The sequence below is a fragment of the Marinobacter sp. AN1 genome, from assembly GCF_026013985.1.
Taxonomy (GTDB): domain Bacteria; phylum Pseudomonadota; class Gammaproteobacteria; order Pseudomonadales; family Oleiphilaceae; genus Marinobacter; species Marinobacter segnicrescens.
In genome coordinates, this window is record NZ_CP110342.1 from 1,448,978 (window position 1) to 1,467,335 (window position 18,358).

17 protein-coding genes and 1 pseudogene are annotated in these 18,358 nt (G+C 61.1%); 9 read left to right on the top strand and 9 right to left on the bottom strand.

Going from position 1 to position 18,358, the window contains the following annotated elements; all coding sequences use genetic code 11:
* Positions 1–27: 27 nt before the first annotated feature.
* Genes cmoB through LJ360_RS06585 form a run of 4 tightly spaced genes read right to left on the bottom strand, consistent with a single transcriptional unit; the run spans position 28 to position 3,197 of the window.
* Positions 28–1,020: a tRNA 5-methoxyuridine(34)/uridine 5-oxyacetic acid(34) synthase CmoB gene (gene cmoB, locus LJ360_RS06570; RefSeq protein ID WP_413774399.1), complete on the bottom strand. Its 993-nt coding sequence runs from the start codon at positions 1,018–1,020 to the stop codon at positions 28–30.
* 18 nt (positions 1,021–1,038) lie between these two features.
* A complete protein-coding gene (gene cmoA / locus LJ360_RS06575; protein WP_091849141.1) occupies positions 1,039–1,797 on the bottom strand; it encodes a carboxy-S-adenosyl-L-methionine synthase CmoA in 759 nt (252 codons plus the stop codon).
* Positions 1,798–1,812: 15 nt separating this feature from the next.
* Positions 1,813–2,142, bottom strand: coding sequence for a kinase (locus tag LJ360_RS06580; RefSeq protein ID WP_091849140.1), 330 nt, complete (start codon positions 2,140–2,142; stop codon positions 1,813–1,815).
* Positions 2,143–2,177: 35 nt separating this feature from the next.
* Positions 2,178–3,197, bottom strand: coding sequence for a serine/threonine protein kinase (locus tag LJ360_RS06585; protein ID WP_264995641.1), 1,020 nt, complete (start codon positions 3,195–3,197; stop codon positions 2,178–2,180).
* A gap of 81 nt (positions 3,198–3,278) precedes the next feature.
* On the opposite strand from LJ360_RS06585, the gene LJ360_RS06590 reads away from it, so the two are divergent.
* Positions 3,279–4,382, top strand: a complete 1,104-nt coding sequence (locus LJ360_RS06590; RefSeq protein WP_218144776.1) for an NAD(P)/FAD-dependent oxidoreductase — start codon at positions 3,279–3,281, stop codon at positions 4,380–4,382.
* On the opposite strand, the gene LJ360_RS06595 is transcribed toward LJ360_RS06590, so the two are convergent.
* Together LJ360_RS06595 and LJ360_RS06600 are read right to left on the bottom strand one after the other, a co-directional pair.
* Positions 4,323–4,955 carry a ComF family protein gene (locus tag LJ360_RS06595; RefSeq protein WP_177185998.1) on the bottom strand — a complete coding sequence of 211 codons (633 nt, stop codon included), beginning with the start codon at positions 4,953–4,955 and terminating at the stop codon, positions 4,323–4,325. The genes LJ360_RS06590 and LJ360_RS06595 overlap by 60 nt on opposite strands.
* A gap of 15 nt (positions 4,956–4,970) precedes the next feature.
* Positions 4,971–5,162 (bottom strand): annotated as a pseudogene (locus LJ360_RS06600) (ComF family protein); the annotation flags it as partial.
* Positions 5,163–5,211: 49 nt separating this feature from the next.
* Between LJ360_RS06600 and bioB the strand changes: the two are divergent.
* The 8 genes from bioB to LJ360_RS06640 all read left to right on the top strand — a co-directional run bounded on the left by bioB (position 5,212) and on the right by LJ360_RS06640 (position 14,184).
* Positions 5,212–6,267: a biotin synthase BioB gene (gene bioB / locus LJ360_RS06605; RefSeq protein WP_091849137.1), complete on the top strand. Its 1,056-nt coding sequence runs from the start codon at positions 5,212–5,214 to the stop codon at positions 6,265–6,267.
* A 1-nt stretch (position 6,268) separates the two neighbouring features.
* On the top strand, positions 6,269–7,450 hold the full coding sequence (bioF, locus tag LJ360_RS06610) for an 8-amino-7-oxononanoate synthase (RefSeq protein WP_264995642.1): 1,182 nt from the start codon (positions 6,269–6,271) through the stop codon (positions 7,448–7,450).
* Positions 7,451–7,544: 94 nt separating this feature from the next.
* Positions 7,545–8,252, top strand: a complete 708-nt coding sequence (gene bioD, locus LJ360_RS06615) for a dethiobiotin synthase (protein ID WP_264995643.1) — start codon at positions 7,545–7,547, stop codon at positions 8,250–8,252.
* 366 nt (positions 8,253–8,618) lie between these two features.
* On the top strand, positions 8,619–8,867 hold the full coding sequence (locus LJ360_RS06620; RefSeq protein WP_264996001.1) for a flagellar biosynthesis protein FlgE: 249 nt from the start codon (positions 8,619–8,621) through the stop codon (positions 8,865–8,867).
* A 112-nt stretch (positions 8,868–8,979) separates the two neighbouring features.
* The gene (locus LJ360_RS06625) at positions 8,980–9,618 is read left to right on the top strand and encodes a putative metalloprotease CJM1_0395 family protein (RefSeq protein ID WP_245742476.1); all 639 of its coding nucleotides are present in this window, start codon (positions 8,980–8,982) and stop codon (positions 9,616–9,618) included.
* 330 nt (positions 9,619–9,948) lie between these two features.
* Positions 9,949–11,748: an acyl-CoA dehydrogenase C-terminal domain-containing protein gene (locus tag LJ360_RS06630; RefSeq protein WP_091849133.1), complete on the top strand. Its 1,800-nt coding sequence runs from the start codon at positions 9,949–9,951 to the stop codon at positions 11,746–11,748.
* A gap of 244 nt (positions 11,749–11,992) precedes the next feature.
* A complete protein-coding gene (locus LJ360_RS06635; RefSeq protein ID WP_091849132.1) occupies positions 11,993–13,783 on the top strand; it encodes an acyl-CoA dehydrogenase C-terminal domain-containing protein in 1,791 nt (596 codons plus the stop codon).
* Between the two features lie 137 nt (positions 13,784–13,920).
* Positions 13,921–14,184, top strand: a complete 264-nt coding sequence (locus LJ360_RS06640; protein ID WP_091849131.1) for a hypothetical protein — start codon at positions 13,921–13,923, stop codon at positions 14,182–14,184.
* A 13-nt stretch (positions 14,185–14,197) separates the two neighbouring features.
* Here the strand turns inward: LJ360_RS06640 and holA are convergent, their stop codons facing one another.
* The 3 genes from holA to leuS are packed head-to-tail and all read right to left on the bottom strand — an operon-like array spanning position 14,198 to position 18,357.
* Complete coding sequence (gene holA / locus LJ360_RS06645) at positions 14,198–15,202, bottom strand: DNA polymerase III subunit delta (RefSeq protein WP_264995644.1); 1,005 nt, start codon at positions 15,200–15,202, stop codon at positions 14,198–14,200.
* On the bottom strand, positions 15,199–15,756 hold the full coding sequence (gene lptE, locus LJ360_RS06650; protein ID WP_091849129.1) for an LPS assembly lipoprotein LptE: 558 nt from the start codon (positions 15,754–15,756) through the stop codon (positions 15,199–15,201). Before lptE ends, holA begins: the two co-directional genes overlap by 4 nt.
* Before the next feature lie 15 nt (positions 15,757–15,771).
* Positions 15,772–18,357: a leucine--tRNA ligase gene (leuS, locus tag LJ360_RS06655; RefSeq protein ID WP_091849353.1), complete on the bottom strand. Its 2,586-nt coding sequence runs from the start codon at positions 18,355–18,357 to the stop codon at positions 15,772–15,774.
* Position 18,358 lies beyond the last annotated feature (1 nt).

Sequence of the window (18,358 nt, forward strand, 5' to 3'; positions counted from 1 at the left end):
ATGCCTGGCAGCGCTTCCCTCCTTTACTTATCGCCCTGGCTTGCGGGCAATGACCGTTGCCCGTTTTGGCCCGGGGTAGCCTTCAATGGTGCGGCTCGGGTCCTGCGGATCCAGGAAGTGTTCCAGTGACTGGAACTGCATCCAGTCGGTGGATCGCTGCTCTTCCTTGGTCGTAACGGTCACGTCAACGACCCTGGCGTCTTCCAGGCCGGCCCTGGCCATCCACCGCAACAGGGTGGGGCACGAGGGCAGGAACCATACATTGCGCATACGGCCGTAGCGATCCTCGGGCATCAGGGCGTAGCCCTCCGGGCCGTCCACCACCAGGGTTTCCAGTACCAGCTCGCCGCCGGGCCTGAGGGTGTCTTTCAGTTCCAGTAGGTGGTCAATGGGTGAGCGCCGGTGATAGAGCACGCCCATGGAAAACGTGGTATCGAAATACTCCAGCGGTCGCGCAAGATCCTCAATGCGCAGGGGCAGGAGATCCACGGGTGCCGACGGCTGATAGCGTTTCACCGCCAGGAACTGGCACAGGAACAGCAGGCCCGGATCGATGCCAATTACCTCGCTGGCGCCCGCGCCGTACATGCGCCAGAGGTGGTAGCCAGAGCCGCAGCCTACGTCCAGGACACGGCGCCCATTGAGGTCGCTCAGTGCCGGGGCTACCCTCTCCCACTTCCAGTCCGAGCGCCATTCGGTATCCACCAGGGTTCCGAAAAAGCGGAACGGCCCCTTGCGCCATGGCATCAGGCCCCGCAGGCCCTGTTCCAGCTCTTCTGCCTCCGGGGACGACAGGGGTACAAGGCTGTCCACCGTGACTTCACTGCGGTCGCACCAGACCAGTCCGTCCGTACGCTCTGGCAGCCTGGCGAGGGCAGCCTGCCAGCGCCGCAGGTCGCCGTGGGGATTCTCTACAAAGTGTTGGTGTAGCTGGTCGCGGATCTTGTCAGCCCAGTCCTGCCAGCCCTCCTTTTCCAGTCGCAGCAGCATGTCCGACCAGGTAGTCTGCCAGTCCAGCATGGTACGTCCTCGTCCTCTTCAGTCCGGCTTGAATGCCAGCATGGATACAAAGTTGAAACACTGGTACCAGACCGTTACATCCCGGAACCCGGCCGCTTCGAGCCGTCGTGTGTGTTCGCCCAGGGTTTCCGGAATCAGCACCTGTTCCAGTGCGCTGCGCTTCTGGCTGATCTCCAGGTCTGAGTAGCCGTTGGCTCGCTTGAACTCATGGTGTAGCCGGGTCTGGGTCTCCTGTTCGCGCTCGCAGTCAAAGCGGATTTTCTCCGACAGGATCAGCACGCCGCCGGGGCGAGTTGCCTCCGCGATGCGGGTAAGCAGTTCCAGCCGTCGCCCGGGGTCCACAAACTGGAGTGTGAAATTCAGGGTACTAACCGACGCATCCACAATGTCCGTGTCCAGGATATCTTCGCAACGCAGTGTGACAGGCAGCGGATGATCGTCCAGGGCGATGTAGTGCTCGCAGCGATCGATCATCGCCGGGGAGTTGTCTACGCCCACCAGGGTACAACCGGAGGCGGGCATTCCGTGGCGCATGGCCAGGGTGGATGCGCCGAGGGAGCAGCCCAGGTCGTAGCAATGGGAGCCTGTTTGCACATATTGCTCGGTGATCACCTCGATCATCGGAATAATGGTGGTGTAGCCCGGCACAGAGCGGCGAATCATATCCGGGAACACACGGGCTACGGACTCATCAAACCGGAAATCCTGGCGGGGCTGGTCAGTGGCATAGATGGTGTCCAGGCGATGGCTCGGACCGTGTTTGCGCTGCTGGCTCATGGATGCGTGCTCCCGTTACTCGTCGGTGTTCGGCGCTCGTTGGCACCGGACGCCACGATTCTTGTAATCCACGACAATGCCCCGGTAGTCGGGGTCAGCGTCCGCCGCGATGGCCAGGTAGCCATTCTGACAGACCGCATGGAGTTCGGATGCCTTCGAGGACATACGGAAGTCCTCACCGGGCTGCACATGGATGGCCTTGAAATCGCCTACGGGAACGTGGTCCTTGTTCTCGCTGTGGGCAATTTTGCCGCTGAATTCCAGCACCAGGACAGTGGCGATGATGCTGGCAATAGCCGTCACAATCAGGCTACGGACGGTGTAGGTGGCCTCGGGTTTGCTCATGGCGTCTCCGGATCGATAACGGGGGTAAAAGCGGTTCAGTACTGACCGGGAATGTTCAGTACGGGGCCCTGCAGGGCAGCGAGCTGCTCACGCAGGGAAAGGACCTGGTCAGACCAGAACCGGGGCTGGGCAAACCAGGGGAAAAACCGGGGGAAGGCCGGGTCGTCCCAGCGCTGGGCCAGCCACGCGCAATGGGAGAGCTGCCGGAAGCAGCGCAGGGGTTCAATCAGGTAACGCTCGCGGCGATTGAAATCCCGGAACATTTCGTAGCCTTCCAGGAGTTCTCCAAACTGCTGGCTGCGCTCCTGGTCGTCGCCATTCAGCAGTAGCCAGAGGTCCTGGATGGCCGGGCCGCTGCGGCAGTCATCCATGTCCACGAACAACAGTTGATCTTCCCGAACCAGGATATTGCCGGCGTGGCAATCGCCGTGCAGCCTCAGGTTATGCACATCCCCCGCCTGATCCACCAGTCGGGCGCACTCGTTGATCAGGTCTGGAATCAGACTGTCCCAGGCCGGGCGCAGGTCCGTGGGTATCCAGTCGTTTTCCGTCAGGTAATGGCTGAAATCGGTGATGGCAGGCAGGATCGACATGGCCGGCCGGTGACGAAAGGGCTCCCGGTCGCCAATGTTGTGGAGCTGGCCCAGCCACTGGCCCAGCCGGTAAAGGGTATCTGGTGTGCTGGTATCCGGTGCCTGTCCACCACGCTGGGGGAACAGGGCGAACAGGAAGGGACCTTCCCGCCCCAGGGTATCCCCGGATGCCAGCGGCAGTGGCGCAACGACCGGTACCCCGGCTTCGGCCAGCTCCAGGGAAAAGCTGTGCTCTTCGCGGATCTGGTCTTCACTCCAGCGGCCCGGGCGGTAGAATTTGGCAATCACCGGTGGCTGGTCATCCAGCCCTACCTGGTAGACCCGGTTCTCGTAACTGTTGAGGGCAAACAGGCGCCCGCTGACCGGGAAGCCTTCGCCTTCCACGGCATCCAGGATACGGTCCGGTGTCAGATCGTCATAGGGGTGGCTGCTGTTGCTGGCCGATTGATCGTCCGCGGACATGGGGCTCCCGATTGCGCTTGCAAGAATTGAGCTACAGTATACCGGTTCCGTTCCCCACAGTTGAGTAGTCCGGAGAGGAAGATTTTGGAAACCCTGGATATTGATACAGTCGTCATTGGTGCCGGCGTGGTGGGGCTGGCCATTGCCCGGGAGCTGGCGCAGGCAGGACAGGAGGTCATTGTACTGGAGCGGCAGGCGCACTTCGGCGAGGGTATTTCTTCCCGGAACAGTGAAGTGATCCACGCCGGGCTCTATTACCCGGCAGACTCCCTCAAGGCCAAGCTGTGCCTGCAGGGCAGGGAGCTGCTCTACGATTACTGCGCCAATCGTCCGGTGGGCTACCGGCAGACCGGCAAGTGGATCATCGCTGGTGAAACGCAGCAGGAACAGCTGGACCAGGTGCTCCGGGCCGCTTCGGCCAATGGGGTTACCCTTGAGTCCGTCGGGCCTGACCAACTGGCCCGGGCACTGCCCGACATCACCGCCTCGTCAGGTCTCTATTCTCCCCGTACCGGTATCATCAGCAGCCATGAGCTGATGGTCTCCCTGCTGGGGGAGCTGGAGGCAGCGGGCGGGCAACTGGTGTGCCAGGCGCCGGTACTTGCGGCGACCAGTGATGGTCATGGACATCACCTGGAGGTGGGTGGCGAGGCACCCTGCCGGCTCCGCTGCCGCCGGGTAGTCAATTCGGCCGGGTTGGGAGCCATCGGCCTGGCCCGGGGGTGGTCGGGCTATGATGCCGCACTGTGCCCCGAACCCTGGTATGCCCGGGGTGTGTATTTCTCCTACAGCGGTCGTCACCCGTTCAATACCCTGGTTTACCCCGTACCGGAACCCGGTGGACTGGGCGTTCACCTGACGCTGGACCTGGCTGGCCAGGCACGCTTTGGTCCGGATGTGGAGTGGGTTGCCGAGCCTGACTACACCGTAGACCCGGCCCGGAAGCAGGCCTTCGTGGACTCTGTGCGCCGGTGGTGGCCAGCATTGGAACCGGATCGCCTGCAGCCTGCCTACGCCGGGGTACGGCCAAAACTGGCGGGTCCTGATGCCGGCTTTACCGACTTCCGGATCGACGACGCCGGTGATCATGGCATCAAAGGGTTGGTGCACTTGTTTGGTATCGAGTCACCGGGCCTGACCGCCAGCCTGGCGATTGCCCGCTACGTCAGGGAACGGTTGAGCTGACCGGGTATTGCCGGCCGGGGTCCTGGCCAGGGCCCAGATTTCAATCGTTTCCGCGCCATGCTTGCGCAATAATGCCGCTAGCGCCCCGGCCGTGGCGCCAGTGGTCACCACGTCATCCACCAGTGCGACATGCCGTGGGACCTCGCCATGGACTTCAAAGAGCCCCTTAAGGTTGTTCAGTCGCTGACTCCGGCCAAGCCCGGACTGGGGGCGCGTTGATCGGGTTCGTTGTAACAACTGGTCAGACCAGGGGATGCCCGTTCCCTGACTGATCGCTTCCGCAATCTCCGCCGCCTGGTTGAAGCCCCGCTCGCGTTGTCGTTTGCGGTGCATGGGTGCAGCTATCAAAAGGTCTGGCCGGCGGCAGGGGTGTCGGGAAAGCAGGTTCCGGACCTGGACGGCCATGTCACCAAGCAGCGGGCGCGCGTACTGCCTCTGCCCCTGATACTTGTAACGGCTGATCATCCGGTCCACCGGAAACTCGTAGCGCCAGGGAATGAATGCGCGGTGGTAACCGGGTTGAAGCTTGAGGCATTCGCCGCAAGTACGTTCACGGCCGGGGCGGGCGAGCAATAAAGGCAGTCCACAACGCGTACAACAGCGGTCGTTCACGGGCAGGTCGCCGCGGCAGCCGTCACACAGGCCATTTCGGGCATCAGGTGCAAGACAGGTGACGCAGAGTTCCGGCAGCAGGGCCTTATGAAGGCGGGCGAGAACAGCTGGAACCTGGTTAACCAGAGTTGTTAATCTGGTTGACAGGGAGTTTGGGGGCTTTATCATGCGGTTTATCCGTAAACCTGAATCTCCCAAAAGTTAACAGGATAATGCCATGACCGCTACCGCCGTTCGACACGACTGGTCCCTGCAGGAAATCCGCGACCTGTTCGCTCTCCCGTTCAATGACCTGATCTTCCGGGCCCAGACTGTTCACCGGCAGTTCTTCGACCCCAATGAAGTCCAGGTCAGCACCCTGTTGTCCATCAAGACCGGGGCCTGCCCCGAGGACTGCAAGTACTGTCCGCAGAGCGGTCACTACAACACCGGGCTGGAAAAGGAAAAGCTGCTGGAAATCGAGAAAGTGGTTGCCGAAGCCCGCGCCGCGAAGGAGAAGGGTGCATCCCGCTTCTGCATGGGCGCCGCCTGGCGTAGCCCCACCCGGAAGGACATGCCCTATGTGACCGAGATGGTGCGCCAGGTGAAGTCCCTTGGCCTGGAAACCTGTATGACCCTGGGCATGCTCAACGATGAGCAGGCGGGCGAACTGGCGGAAGCGGGGCTGGACTACTACAACCACAACCTCGACACCTCAGAAAAGTTCTACAACCACATCATCACCACCCGCACCTACCAGGACCGGCTCGACACCCTGGAGCGTGTCCGCAAGGCGGGTATGAAGGTGTGCTGTGGCGGCATCATGGGTATGGGTGAAGACGCCGACGACCGCGCGGGCCTGTTGATGCAGCTGGCGAACCTGCCCCATCACCCGGAAAGCGTTCCCATCAATATGCTGGTGAAAGTCGCCGGTACGCCCATGGAGGATGTCGAGGACCTGGACCCGTTTGAGTTCGTGCGCACCATTGCAGTCGCCCGTATCCTCATGCCCCAGTCCCATGTGCGCCTGTCCGCGGGCCGTGAGGACATGAACGACCAGATGCAGTCCCTGTGCTTCCTGGCCGGGGCCAACTCCATCTTCTACGGCGAAAAACTGCTGACCACCGCCAACCCGGAAGCTGACCACGACCGGCAGCTGTTTAACCGCCTGGGTATCCGTCCGGAAGAGCGCGCAGTGAAGCACACCGAGGAAGAGCACGAGGAGGCCCTGGTGCACGCCCTGGAAGAGGAACGCAACCGGCACCTGTTCTACGATGCCGCCAAGAGCGCCTGACATGCGCGACTTCGCCGCCGAACTGCAGCAACGACACGACGCGGGTCTTTACCGGGTTCGCCGTCACATCGACGGTCCCCATCGTCCGGCTCTCAATGCCGACGGTGAGCCGGTACTGGCGTTCTGCTCCAACGACTATCTGGGCCTGGCGTCCCACCCGGAACTGGTAGCCGCAGCATCAGCCGGCCTGTCCCTGCATGGCCTGGGAGGTGCCGCCTCCCACCTCATCTGTGGCCACCACAGCGAACACCACAGACTCGAGGAGACACTGGCGGCGTTTACCCGTCGCTCGGGTGCACTGTTCTTTTCGACCGGGTACATGGCCAATGTAGGCGTCATTACCGCCCTGGCGGGAAAAGGGGACACCATCTTTTCAGATGCCCTTAACCATGCCTCGATCATCGACGGCTGCCGGCTCAGCGGCGCCCGGGTTCAGGTCTATCCCCACTGCGACATGACCACCCTTGAGTCGCAACTGGCCGGAACCGGCGGTCACAAACTGGTGGTTACCGATGGTGTCTTCAGCATGGACGGGGACGTAGCACCTCTGCGAAAGCTGGCCGCGCTCTGCCGGCAGTATGATGCCCTGCTGATTGTCGATGATGCCCATGGGTTTGGCTGTGTGGGTCCTGATGGTCGTGGCTCGGTATTGGAGGCTGGCCTGGATGAAGACGAGGTACCCCTGGTTGTGGGCACCCTCGGCAAGGCCTTCGGCACCAGCGGCGCCTTTGTTGCCGGGCCCCCGCTATTGCTCGACTACCTGGTCCAGAAAGCCCGTTCCTATATCTACACCACCGCCATGCCGCCTGCACTGGCAACGGCTTCCTGTAAGAGCGTCGAGCTGGTGGAACACGGCCAGCAACGTCGTAATCAGCTGTCCCGGCTGATTAACCGCTTCCGTGCGGAAGCAGCCGCCATGGGCTACGAACTGATGCCCTCGGCCACGCCCATCCAGCCCATCATGATCGGCAATCCCCATGAAGCCGTCCGGCTGAGCCAGTCGCTGGAGCAGCAGGGCATCCTGGTTACCGCGATACGGCCACCGACGGTACCGCAAGGGGAATCCCGGCTGCGGGTAACCTTCAGTGCAGCCCATACCGACGAACAGCTCGATCAGCTACTGGCGGCGCTGGCAGACTGCGCGCCCCAACCCATCCGTCAACAGGCCCTGGTCACCGCCTGAAAGCGCGCGGGCACACCACACTCTATAATGAGCCCCAGTTGCCATGCCCGACGTACCTGGGCCCGACTAACCCCAATCCCGGGAGGACACCACCTTGGCCCGTCGAACCTACTTTGTCACCGGAACCGACACCGAAGTCGGAAAAAGCGTCGTCTCCGCTGCCATCCTGAAAAAAGCCGCCGATCTCTCCCTGCGCACCGTCGCCATGAAACCCGTGGCGTCCGGCTGCGAACAAACCCCGGACGGCCTCAAAAACGAAGATGCCCTGTTACTCATGGAGCACATGACCGAAGTGCTTCCCTACGAACAGGTCAACCCCATCGCACTGGAACCGGCCATCGCCCCCCACGTGGCGGCCAAACAGGCCGGCCGACAACTCGCGGCACAGCGCCTGGTGGGGCTGGCCCGGGGCCTCATGATGAAACCCGCTGAGCTGATGCTCATAGAAGGCGCCGGCGGCTGGCGAGTCCCCCTTAACGAGCGCGAAACCTACTCGCGGCTGCCAATCGAACTCGGTATCGGTGTGGTCATGGTGGTTCCCCTGCGCCTGGGCTGTATCAACCACGCCCTGCTCACCGCCGAGGCCATCCGCCACGACGGCCTCACCGTCGCCGGCTGGGTCGCCAACCGGCCGGACGAAGCGGTCATGAGCTGCGAGGAAGAAACCCTGGACTATTTGAAGGCGCACATGGGCGCCCCCTGCCTGGGCGTGCTCCCGTGGTTGCCGAAACTGGATATAGCCAAGCTGGCCAGTCAGTTGGATATTCAGCCGCTTGTTGGAAAGCCTCATCCGGTCGGCTAAGCCCGGCACTAAGGGAGTGACTACCCGAAACGATCGAGCTTGATTCCAGAGGCCTGCACCATAACCCTGGAGTGAGGGGGGAGGGGGGTTATATCCGGGACCTTCAAAAACAGGGACGTTTTTGAAGAGCCCCCATGGATGGGTTCACGGCGTGTCCCGGATATAACCCCCCTCCCACCTTGCTCATGCACCATAAGCTAGACGGCATAATCCTTCAGCAAATACCTGAAAGTTTAGGCGAGATCTGAAAAGCACCCCGTTCTTAGCGAAAAAGCCGGCAACATTCTGTAACCAAGTGTGTTTGAAAATTGTACACACCTGTGGCCCAATAAAGCCTGATAGAAAGTCCGGGAGGACACCCCCATGATGATCAATAACGCACTGAACATCGGTATCCAGGGCATCCAGGACGGCATGCAGGGTGTGGAAGGGGCTGCCCGCAAAATCGCCAGGGGCGGCGTCGATGGCCCCCGCGGTACCGCCGATGGCGGCAGCAACGGCATGATCGAATCCATCGTCGACCTCAAACTCTACGAACGTAGCGTCGAAGCCTCCGCCCAGGTCGTCAAGACTGCTGACGAAACCCTCGGCACACTGCTCGACATCCGCGCCTGACCCCGGCCTTTCACCCGGTAACCGAACCCCCCTCCACTATGCCATGGCAATCTCCCCGGCACTGCCATCCATCAGCCCGACCACCATACCTCCGGCAACCGGTCGGGGAACCATGGCACCTGCCACCAGCTCCGACAGCCGCACGATATCCGAATCCCGAGATCCCGAAACACCCAGGGCGACAGACCAGCCCACCGAAACACGGGGCGAGCGGGGGGAACGAAACGGCAAGGCCGAGGGCGACAAACCTGGCGGTGAGCCCACCGGACGTCAGACCCTGGACGAAGCCCTGCTCAAGGAGCTTCGCGACCTCAAGGCCCGCGACCGAGAGGTCCGCGCCCACGAACAGGCCCACCAGGCCGTCGGCGGCCAGTACGCTGGTTCAGTCAGCTACACCTACCAGCGAGGCCCCGATGGTAACCAGTACGCCGTCGGTGGCGAAGTCTCCATAGACCTCAGCCCGGTAGCAGGTGATCCCCAGGCCACCATCGACAAAATGCGTCAGGTGCGCGCTGCCGCCATGGCTCCGGCCCAGCCGTCCGGCCAGGACCGGGCCGTAGCCGCCCAGGCCATGCAAATCATGCTACAGGCCCAGTCAGAATTGGCTCTCGAAGGCCAGTCTGTCTCCCCGAAAGCCACAGAAAGTGATACCGGTCCCACTGATCGTAACGTCGCCTCCAGTACCTACCGGTCCATCTCCGGTATGGGTGGCTATGACATGGCCGACCCTGGCTTTACCGCCGTCGCCTGAAACCGTTCCTGAACCAGGACGCACATCTTCCGGCTCATTCAAAATAAGACCCGCAGTGCGAACCTGGCGCCCTGCGTCATGCTGCCCATATTTTCTCAGCACCCGGTCGACAAGTTGCGTCTTTTGTCCTGTAAAACCCTTGACAAGCTGAGCGCTATAAACGTATGTTTCAAACAACCGTTTGAAGCGCCCGAACCAACCTGCTTTTGTGCCACCGGGAAAGCTTCAGACCCGGCACCGCCCGGCCTGCTCCGCTACCGTGACAGCCGGCTTAACCAGTTGGACTCCGGGCCCTGATACCCAGGGCCGGACCGAAGTGAGGTGAGTTTCATGCCCGAGTACAAAGCGCCCCTGCGTGATATCCAATTCGTAATGAACGAGCTGCTTGGCAGCGAACAGCACTACGCCGCCCTGGAAGGTGCAGAGGATGCCACTCCGGACATGGTGAACGCCATCATCCAGGAAGGTGCCAAGTTCTGTGAGCAGGTGCTGTCTCCCCTCAACCAGGTTGGTGACCGTGAAGGTTGTACCTGGAGCGAGGATGGTGTGAAGACGCCCACCGGTTTCCGCGAAGCGTATCAGCAGTACGTGGAAGGCGGCTGGCCGTCCATGACCTCTGATCCGGAATATGGCGGCCAGGGCCTGCCGGGCTCTGTCGGTCTGGTCATGAGTGAAATGGTGGGTACCGCCAACTGGTCCTGGGGCATGTACCCGGGCCTGAGCCACGGTGCCATGAACACGATCGAGGCCCACGGTACCGAAGAGCAGAAGCAGACCTACCTGACCAAGCTGATCAGCGGTGAGTGGACCGGCACCATGTGCCTGACCGAACCACACTGCGGCTCCGACCTGGGCACCCTGCGCACCAAGGCCGAGCCCAACAGCGACGGCACCTACAGCATCACCGGGACCAAGATCTTCATCTCTGCCGGTGAGCACGACATGGCCGACAACATCGTCCATATCGTACTGGCACGCCTGCCGGGGGCGCCGGAAGGCACCAAGGGTATTTCCCTGTTCATCGTACCCAAGTGCCTGCCCAACGAAGACGGCTCTGCTGGCGAGCGCAACGCGGTTTCCTGCGGCTCCATCGAGCACAAGATGGGTATCCACGGTAACGCCACCTGTGTCATGAACTTTGACGGCGCCAGGGGCTGGCTGATCGGTCCGGAGAACAAGGGCCTGAACTGCATGTTCACCTTTATGAACACCGCCCGTATTGGCACTGCGATCCAGGGTCTGGGCGCGGCCGAGCTGGGCTTCCAGGGCTCCCTGGCCTACGCCAAGGAGCGACTGGCAATGCGCTCCCTGTCCGGTCCCAAGAACCCTGACGGCCCGGCGGATCCGATCATCGTTCACCCGGATGTGCGTCGCATGCTGCTGACCCAGAAGTCCGTGGCTGAAGGCGCCCGCGCACTGATCTACCTGGCCGCTCAGCAGGCTGACATCGTGACCCGTGGCAAGACCGAGGAAGAGCGCAAGGCAGCCGACGCCATGCTGGGATTCCTGACCCCGATCGCCAAGGCCTTCCTGACCGAGATCGGTTACGAGTCCGCCAACCTGGGTATGCAGGTATTTGGTGGTCACGGCTTCATCTCAGAGTGGGGCATGGAACAGAACGTTCGTGACGCCCGCATCGGCATGATCTACGAAGGTACCACCGGCATCCAGGCGCTGGACCTGCTGGGGCGCAAGATCCTGATGAGTCAGGGCGAGGCCCTCAAGCAGTTCACCAAACTGGTCCACGTGTTCTGCAAGGAAAACGCGGACAACGAACAGCTCAAGGAATTCATTGAACCGCTCCAGCAGATCAACAAGGAGTGGGGCGAGATCACCATGAAGCTGGGCATGAGCGCCATGAAGAACCGTGAGGAAGTCGGTGCCGCTGCGGTGGACTACCTGATGTACTCCGGCTATGCCGTATTTGCCTACCTGTGGGCCCGCACGGCCAAGGTTGCGCTGGACACCATGGCCGACGGCACCAGCGAGGAGGCCTTCTACAATGCCAAGGTCCAGACCGCACGCTTCTACTTCAAGCGCCTGCTGCCGCGGACCCGCACCCACGTGGAAACCATGTTCGCGGGTGCCGATACCCTGCTGGACCTGCCGGAAGAGCACTTCGCGTTCTGAGGCATGTTATAACTACCGGCACCCTGGGTGCCGGTAGTGGCAAAACGCTGAAGATTTTGGCCTCGCGCCAGTCCAGCCCGCTCTCCCTGTGAGGCGGGCTTTTTTGCAGGCGGCGATTGGCCAATTTGGCTGGTTCAACGCGTTCGATGCGTTAAACTGTGGCACCTTGAATTCATAATAATCTGAACCCGCTTCGGTTCAGTACATACAACACCCCCTTAGTTACAGACGTGGAGAGAACCTGATGGCTGACTACAAGGCCCCGTTACAGGAAATCCGATTCGTTATGAACGACGTGTTCGACGCCCCGTCCCTGTGGGCATCCATGCCCCGGCTGGCGGAGCGCGTGGACCCGGACACGGCGGATGCCATTATTGAGGAGGCCGGCAAGGTCACCACCAACGTGATCGCTCCCCTCAACCGTGAAGGTGATGAGCAGGGTTGCCAGTGGAATGACGGCAAGGTCACAACACCGGAAGGTTTCCGTGAGGCCTACCAGACTATCGTGGACGGTGGCTGGAACGGCCTGGGTGGCAACCCGGACTTCGGCGGCATGGGTATGCCCAAGACCCTGGTGGTGCAGTTCGAAGAGATGCTGCAGGCTTCCAATATGGCCCTGGGCCTCGCGCCCATGCTGACCGCCGGCGCCTGCCTGGCCCTGGACGCGCATGGCAGCGAGGAGCTGAAGGAAAAATACCTGCCCAACCTCTATTCCGGTGTCTGGTCTGGTTCCATGGACCTGACCGAGCCTCACTGTGGCACCGACCTGGGCATCATGCGCAGCCGTGCAGTCCCTCGGGAAGACGGTAGTTACAGCCTCTCCGGTACCAAGATTTTCATTACCTGGGGTGAGCACGACATGGCGGAGAACATCATCCATTTCGTGCTGGCCAAGTTGCCGGATGCCCCCAGGGGACCCAAGGGTATTTCCCTGTTCCTGGTGCCCAAGTTCCTGGTTAACGACGACGGCTCCCTGGGCGAGCGCAACGCCTTCAGTTGCGGTTCCATTGAAAAGAAAATGGGCATCAAGGGGTCTGCTACCTGCGTCATGAACTTCGACGGAGCCCAGGGCTGGCTGGTTGGCGAGGAAAACAAGGGCCTGGCCGCCATGTTTACCATGATGAACTATGAGCGCCTGGGCGTGGGTATCCAGGGCCTGGCCGCTGCGGAAGCGTCCCTGCAGAGTGCCCGTGAGTATGCCTTTGAGCGCATCCAGAGCCGTGCCCCTACCGGCGCCCGTAATCCGGAGCAGGCTGCTGATCCGCTGGTGGTCCACCCGGATGTGCGACGCATGTTGCTGACCATGAAGGCTTATGTGGAAGGGGGGCGCGCGTTCTCCACCTACGTGGGTCAATGGCTGGATATTGCCAAGTTCTCTGACGAGGACGCAGACCGGGAACAGGCCGAGGGCCTGGTTGCCCTTCTGACACCGGTGGCGAAGGCGTTCCTGACCGACCGGGGCTTCGATATGTGCGTTGTTGGCCAGCAGGTCTTTGGTGGCCACGGTTATATCCGCGAGTGGGGCCAGGAACAACTGGTTCGCGATGCCCGTATTACCCAGATCTATGAAGGTGCCAATGGCATCCAGGCGCTGGATCTGATGGGGCGCAAGGTTGTTGGCAGCCAGGGCAAACTCTATGAGCTGTTTGCCGACGACCTGGCAGCTTTCATTGAGAAAGAGCAGGGCAACGTCGCCCTGGAGCCGTTCCTGGCGCCTTTGGCGGCTTCCCTGGAGCGTCTGTCTGACGTTACCGAGCAGGTTCTGAACCAGTCCAAGGACGACCCCAACGCTCCGGGTGCCGCCTCTGCCGACTACACCAACCTGTTCGGCCTGACGGCACTGGCCTACATGTGGGCCAAGATGGTCGTTGCGGCTGCCCCCAAAGCAGAGGGTGACAGCTCTGGCTTCTACAGTGGCAAGCTGAAAACGGCCCGGTTCTTCTATGAGCGCCTGCTGCCCCAGACGGTGTCACTGGCGGAAAGTATCCGTAGCGGTAGTCAGTCGATGATGGAGCATGCTGACAACGAGTTTTGATCCTGGTCAGATCAGGGCAAAAAATGTCACTGGAGGCCGGCTTTTGCCGGCCTCCGTGTATTGGGTGTATTGACAGCATTCGCGTAACAGGCGCATCTTTAAGCTCATCGCTACAGTCCCTTGCCAAGGAGGTAACCATGAGCATGAAAGAGGACCTGAACAAACTGTCCGAAACCCTCAAGCAATATCGGGATGAGCTTCGTGTCCAGCTGCACCTCGCTCGTCAGGACGTCCGGGACGAATGGGATGACCTCGATGAATATTGGGACAAGTTCCGGCAGAAACTGGACGATATTCGTCATGATGCAGAGGGTGTCAGCGACGAAACCCGCCAGACGGCCCACAAACTCGGTGAAGAGCTCAAATCCGGGTATGAACGGATACGTCAGCGTATAAAGTAACCGCCAGCCAGCGTCAGCTCTGCCGCAGTGCCACGGCAAGGTCGGAGAGATGGTGCCAAGGGGACAAGTCACCGTAGCCCTTGGCTGCCCGGTCGGCCTCACTGCACAGAGTCAGGGCCTGGTGGAGGACAGGGAGTGCTAACCGGCGGGCCGCTTGCTCGATGGCACGGGCCCGTTGTGGCTGAAATACGCCATTCTTCTTCAGGAATGCAGCCGGGGCTTCTCGTTGCTTCATCGCTTGCTGAAGCTCCAGGGTCATGTTGAGATCCCGGACCAGCACCGCCAGCAACCCCAACGGACTTTCCCCTTCCTGCTGCAATGTGGTGATGACCTTCCGGGCATGGGCGGCCCTTCCGGCCAGAAGGTCTGTAATGACCTCAAAGATATTGAAGCGGGCGCTGTACTGAACGGCTGCTTCCACCACATCCTCATTGATGGTTTTCTCGCTGGCCAGCAGGCTCAGCCGATCCAGCTCCTGGCTCGCCGCCAGGAGGTTGCCTTCAAGTCGTTCGCTCAGCAGGTTCAGTGCTCCCTGGGTCAGTGTCAGCCCCCGCGACCGGGCCCGTTGCTGGAGCCAGCCGGCAAACTTGTCCGGATCCACCGGCCACACAGTGACGTGTATGCCGGCTTTCTGCAGTTGTTTGTACCATTTTCGGCGCGTTTCGGCGGCGTCCAGGCGAGTGCTGATCAGCAGGAGCAGGATATCGTCGGCAGGTTGGGACAACGCGTGCTCGATCACATCGCGGCCGTCACCGAGCTTGCCGTTAGGCAGGTGGATCTCGATGCGACGCCGCTCGGCAAACAGTGACATGGCACCCAGTTCGTCCCGGAGGGCGCCCCAGTTAAGGTGCTGGTCGGCGTGGTAGACCTGGCGGTCGTTGAAGCCTTCTTCCCGGGCCTTTGTTCGGATCCGGTCACAGGCTTCCTGGACAAGCAGTGGCTCATCCCCGGATACCAGGTAGACAGGCGCCAGGGATTTCTCCAGTGCCTGGCTGAGCTGCCCCGGGTTGATCTTCATGGCGACGTTTCGCCGCTGTCTTTTTCGGAGGCGTCGAGGATCTCGTCAATCCGCCGCTGGTCAAAGGGCGCCAGACGGTATCCAATCTGCCTTACGAGGTTGTCGTAAAGCTGCCTTTCGATCTCCTCCCGCTCCCGGCGCTTGGCCAGCACACTGGTAGAGTCGAACCGATAGCTCTGGGAGGCACTCACATCCGTGTCCGGCAGCAGGGGAATACCCTCGCGGGTTTGCAGCATGATACTGACACTCTGGCGTAACTCGTATTCGGCGGCCTCGGCTCGGGCTGAGATAGCGCTGGTGCGCTGGGTCTGGCTGAAATTACCCACAAGGAGCAGGTGCGCCGCGTCTTCACGACTTTCAGACAGGGCCACGTCACCAATGATGAACTGTGACTTCAGCGCCTGGCAAAGGTCTGTGGGGACGCCGGACTGACAGCCCACCCAGAGTGGCTCCAGCGCCGGAGGCACTGGCGATGCGCCCCGAAGCTGAAAACCACAGGCGCTGACCAGTACTGCCACCAGGCCAAGACTGAATGCCGTGCCGAGCTTTCTCATCACCGTCTCCGGATATCAGTTGGCGACTACGTTGACCAGTTTGCCGGGCACTACGATGACCTTGCGTACCGTCTTGCCCTCGGTAAAGCGGGTAACGTTCTCGTGTTCCAGGGCCAGTTTCTCCAGATCGTCCTTGCCGATGCCCGCGGGTACGTCGGCCTTGCCGCGAACCTTGCCGTTCACCTGCAGTACCACCTGAATCTGACTGCGAACCATGGCGCTCTCATCGGCGATTGGCCAGGGTGCATCCACGACTGGCTCCTCATGGCCCATGGCCTGCCAGAGCGTGTGACAGACATGGGGAGCGATGGGCGAGAGCATCAGCACGGCTGCGTCCAGCGCTTCCTGTATGACCGCGCGGTCCTGCTCCTCGGTGGCGTCCAGTCGACCGACTTCATTAAGCAGTTCCATGACCGCGGCAATGGAGGTATTAAAGGTCAGGCGGCGGCTGATATCGTCGCTGACCTTGGCGATGGTTTCGTGGGTCTTGCGGCGCAGGTCACGGCGCGCATCGTTCAGTTGTTCCACATCGATGGCCTGTACCGGACCGCCGGTGGTGTGTTCCCGCACCAGGCGCCACAGGCGCTTGAGAAAACGGTTGGCCCCTTCGACGCCGCTGTCGGACCACTCCAGTGACTGCTCCGGCGGTGCCGCGAACATCATGAACAGACGCACGGTGTCGGCACCGTACTGGTCAATGATTGCCTGGGGGTCAATTCCGTTGTTCTTGGACTTGGACATCTTGGTGACGCCGCCGATTTCTACCGGCTGGCCGTCTTCCCGGTGGATGGCCTTGATCACCTGGCCCTTGCCGTCCCGCTCCACGGTCACGTCAGCCGGAGCGATCCAGCTGGTCTTGCCTGACTCGTCGGTACGGTAGTAGGTCTCTGCCAGCACCATGCCCTGACAGAGCAGGCGGTTGAACGGCTCGGAGCTGTTTACCAGGCCTACGTCCCGCAGCAGTTTGTGGAAGAAGCGGGCGTACAGCAGGTGCAGGATGGCATGTTCGATGCCACCGATGTACTGATCGACAGGGAGCCAGTAGTTGGCTGCGGCCGGGTCCAGCATGCCCTTGTCATAGTTGGGGCTGCAGAAGCGGGCGTAGTACCATGACGACTCCATGAACGTATCGAAGGTGTCTGTTTCCAGGGTGGCTGGCTGGCCGTTGTACTCGGTTTTCGCCCACTCCGGATCGGCCTTGATGGGAGATTGAACGCCATCCATTTCCACGTCTTCCGGCAAGCGTACCGGGAGCCTGTCGTCCGGAACCGGCATTTCAGTGCCGTCGTCCAGGGTCATCATCGGAATCGGTGCGCCCCAGTAGCGCTGGCGGGAAACACCCCAGTCCCGCAGGCGGTAGTTTACGGTGCGCTTGCCAATTCTGTTCTCTTCGAGGTAAGCGGCGATGGCGTCAAAAGCCTCCTCGCTGGTCAGGCCACTGTAGCTGCCTGAGGAAACCAGGGTGCCCTTCTCAGTGAAGGCTTCTTCCTGCACATCCAGCTCGCGACCATCGCTGGCGGCGATAACCTGCTGGATTGGCAGACGGTACTTGCGGGCAAATTCGTGGTCACGCTCGTCGTGAGCCGGTACTGCCATCAGGGCACCCGTGCCATAGTCCATCAGCACAAAGTTCGCGATCCAGATTGGAATTTCTTCCTGGGTCAGTGGGTGAACGGCCTTGTAACCCGTGTCGATACCCTTCTTTTCCATGGTGGCCAGTTCGGCCTCGGCCACCTTGCTGTTGCGGCATTCATCGACAAAGCGAGCGACATCGGAGTGCTCGTCGGCGGCCTTTTTGGCCAAGGGGTGTTCGGCAGCAACGGCCATGTAGGTTACGCCCATCAGGGTGTCAGGGCGAGTAGTGTAGACCGTGAGCCCGTCACCGGCATCCTTGAGGGGGAAGGTCAGCTCAGTGCCCTCGGACTTGCCGATCCAGTTACGCTGCATCGTTTTGACCTGTTCCGGCCAGTCTTCCAGCTGGTCCAGGTCCTTGAGCAACTCTTCGGCGTAATCGGTGATGCGGATGAACCACTGCGGGATCTTCTTCTGTTCCACTACGGCACCAGAGCGCCAGCCGCGGCCATCAACCACCTGTTCATTGGCCAGTACGGTCTGATCCACCGGGTCCCAGTTCACTGTGGACATCTTCTTGTACACCAGGCCCTTTTCATACAGGCGAGCGAAGAACCACTGCTCCCAGCGGTAATAATCAGGGTCACAGGTAGCCAGCTCCCGATTCCAGTCATAACCGAAGCCCAGCTGTTTAAGCTGCTTCTTCATGTAATCGATGTTGGAACGGGTCCACTTGGCCGGCGCGGACTTGTTGGCAATGGCGGCGTTCTCGGCGGGCAGGCCAAACGCATCCCAGCCCATCGGCTGCATGACGTTCTTGCCCTGCATGCGCTGGTAGCGGGAGATGACGTCGCCGATGGTGTAGTTGCGCACATGGCCCATATGCAGCTTGCCGCTGGGGTAGGGGAACATGGACAGGCAGTAGTACTTGGGTTTGCCGGGCTCCTCCTTCACCATGAAGGTGTCGTTGTCTTCCCAGAATTTGCGGGCATTCTGTTCAACATCGCGGGGATTGTATTGCTCGTCCATT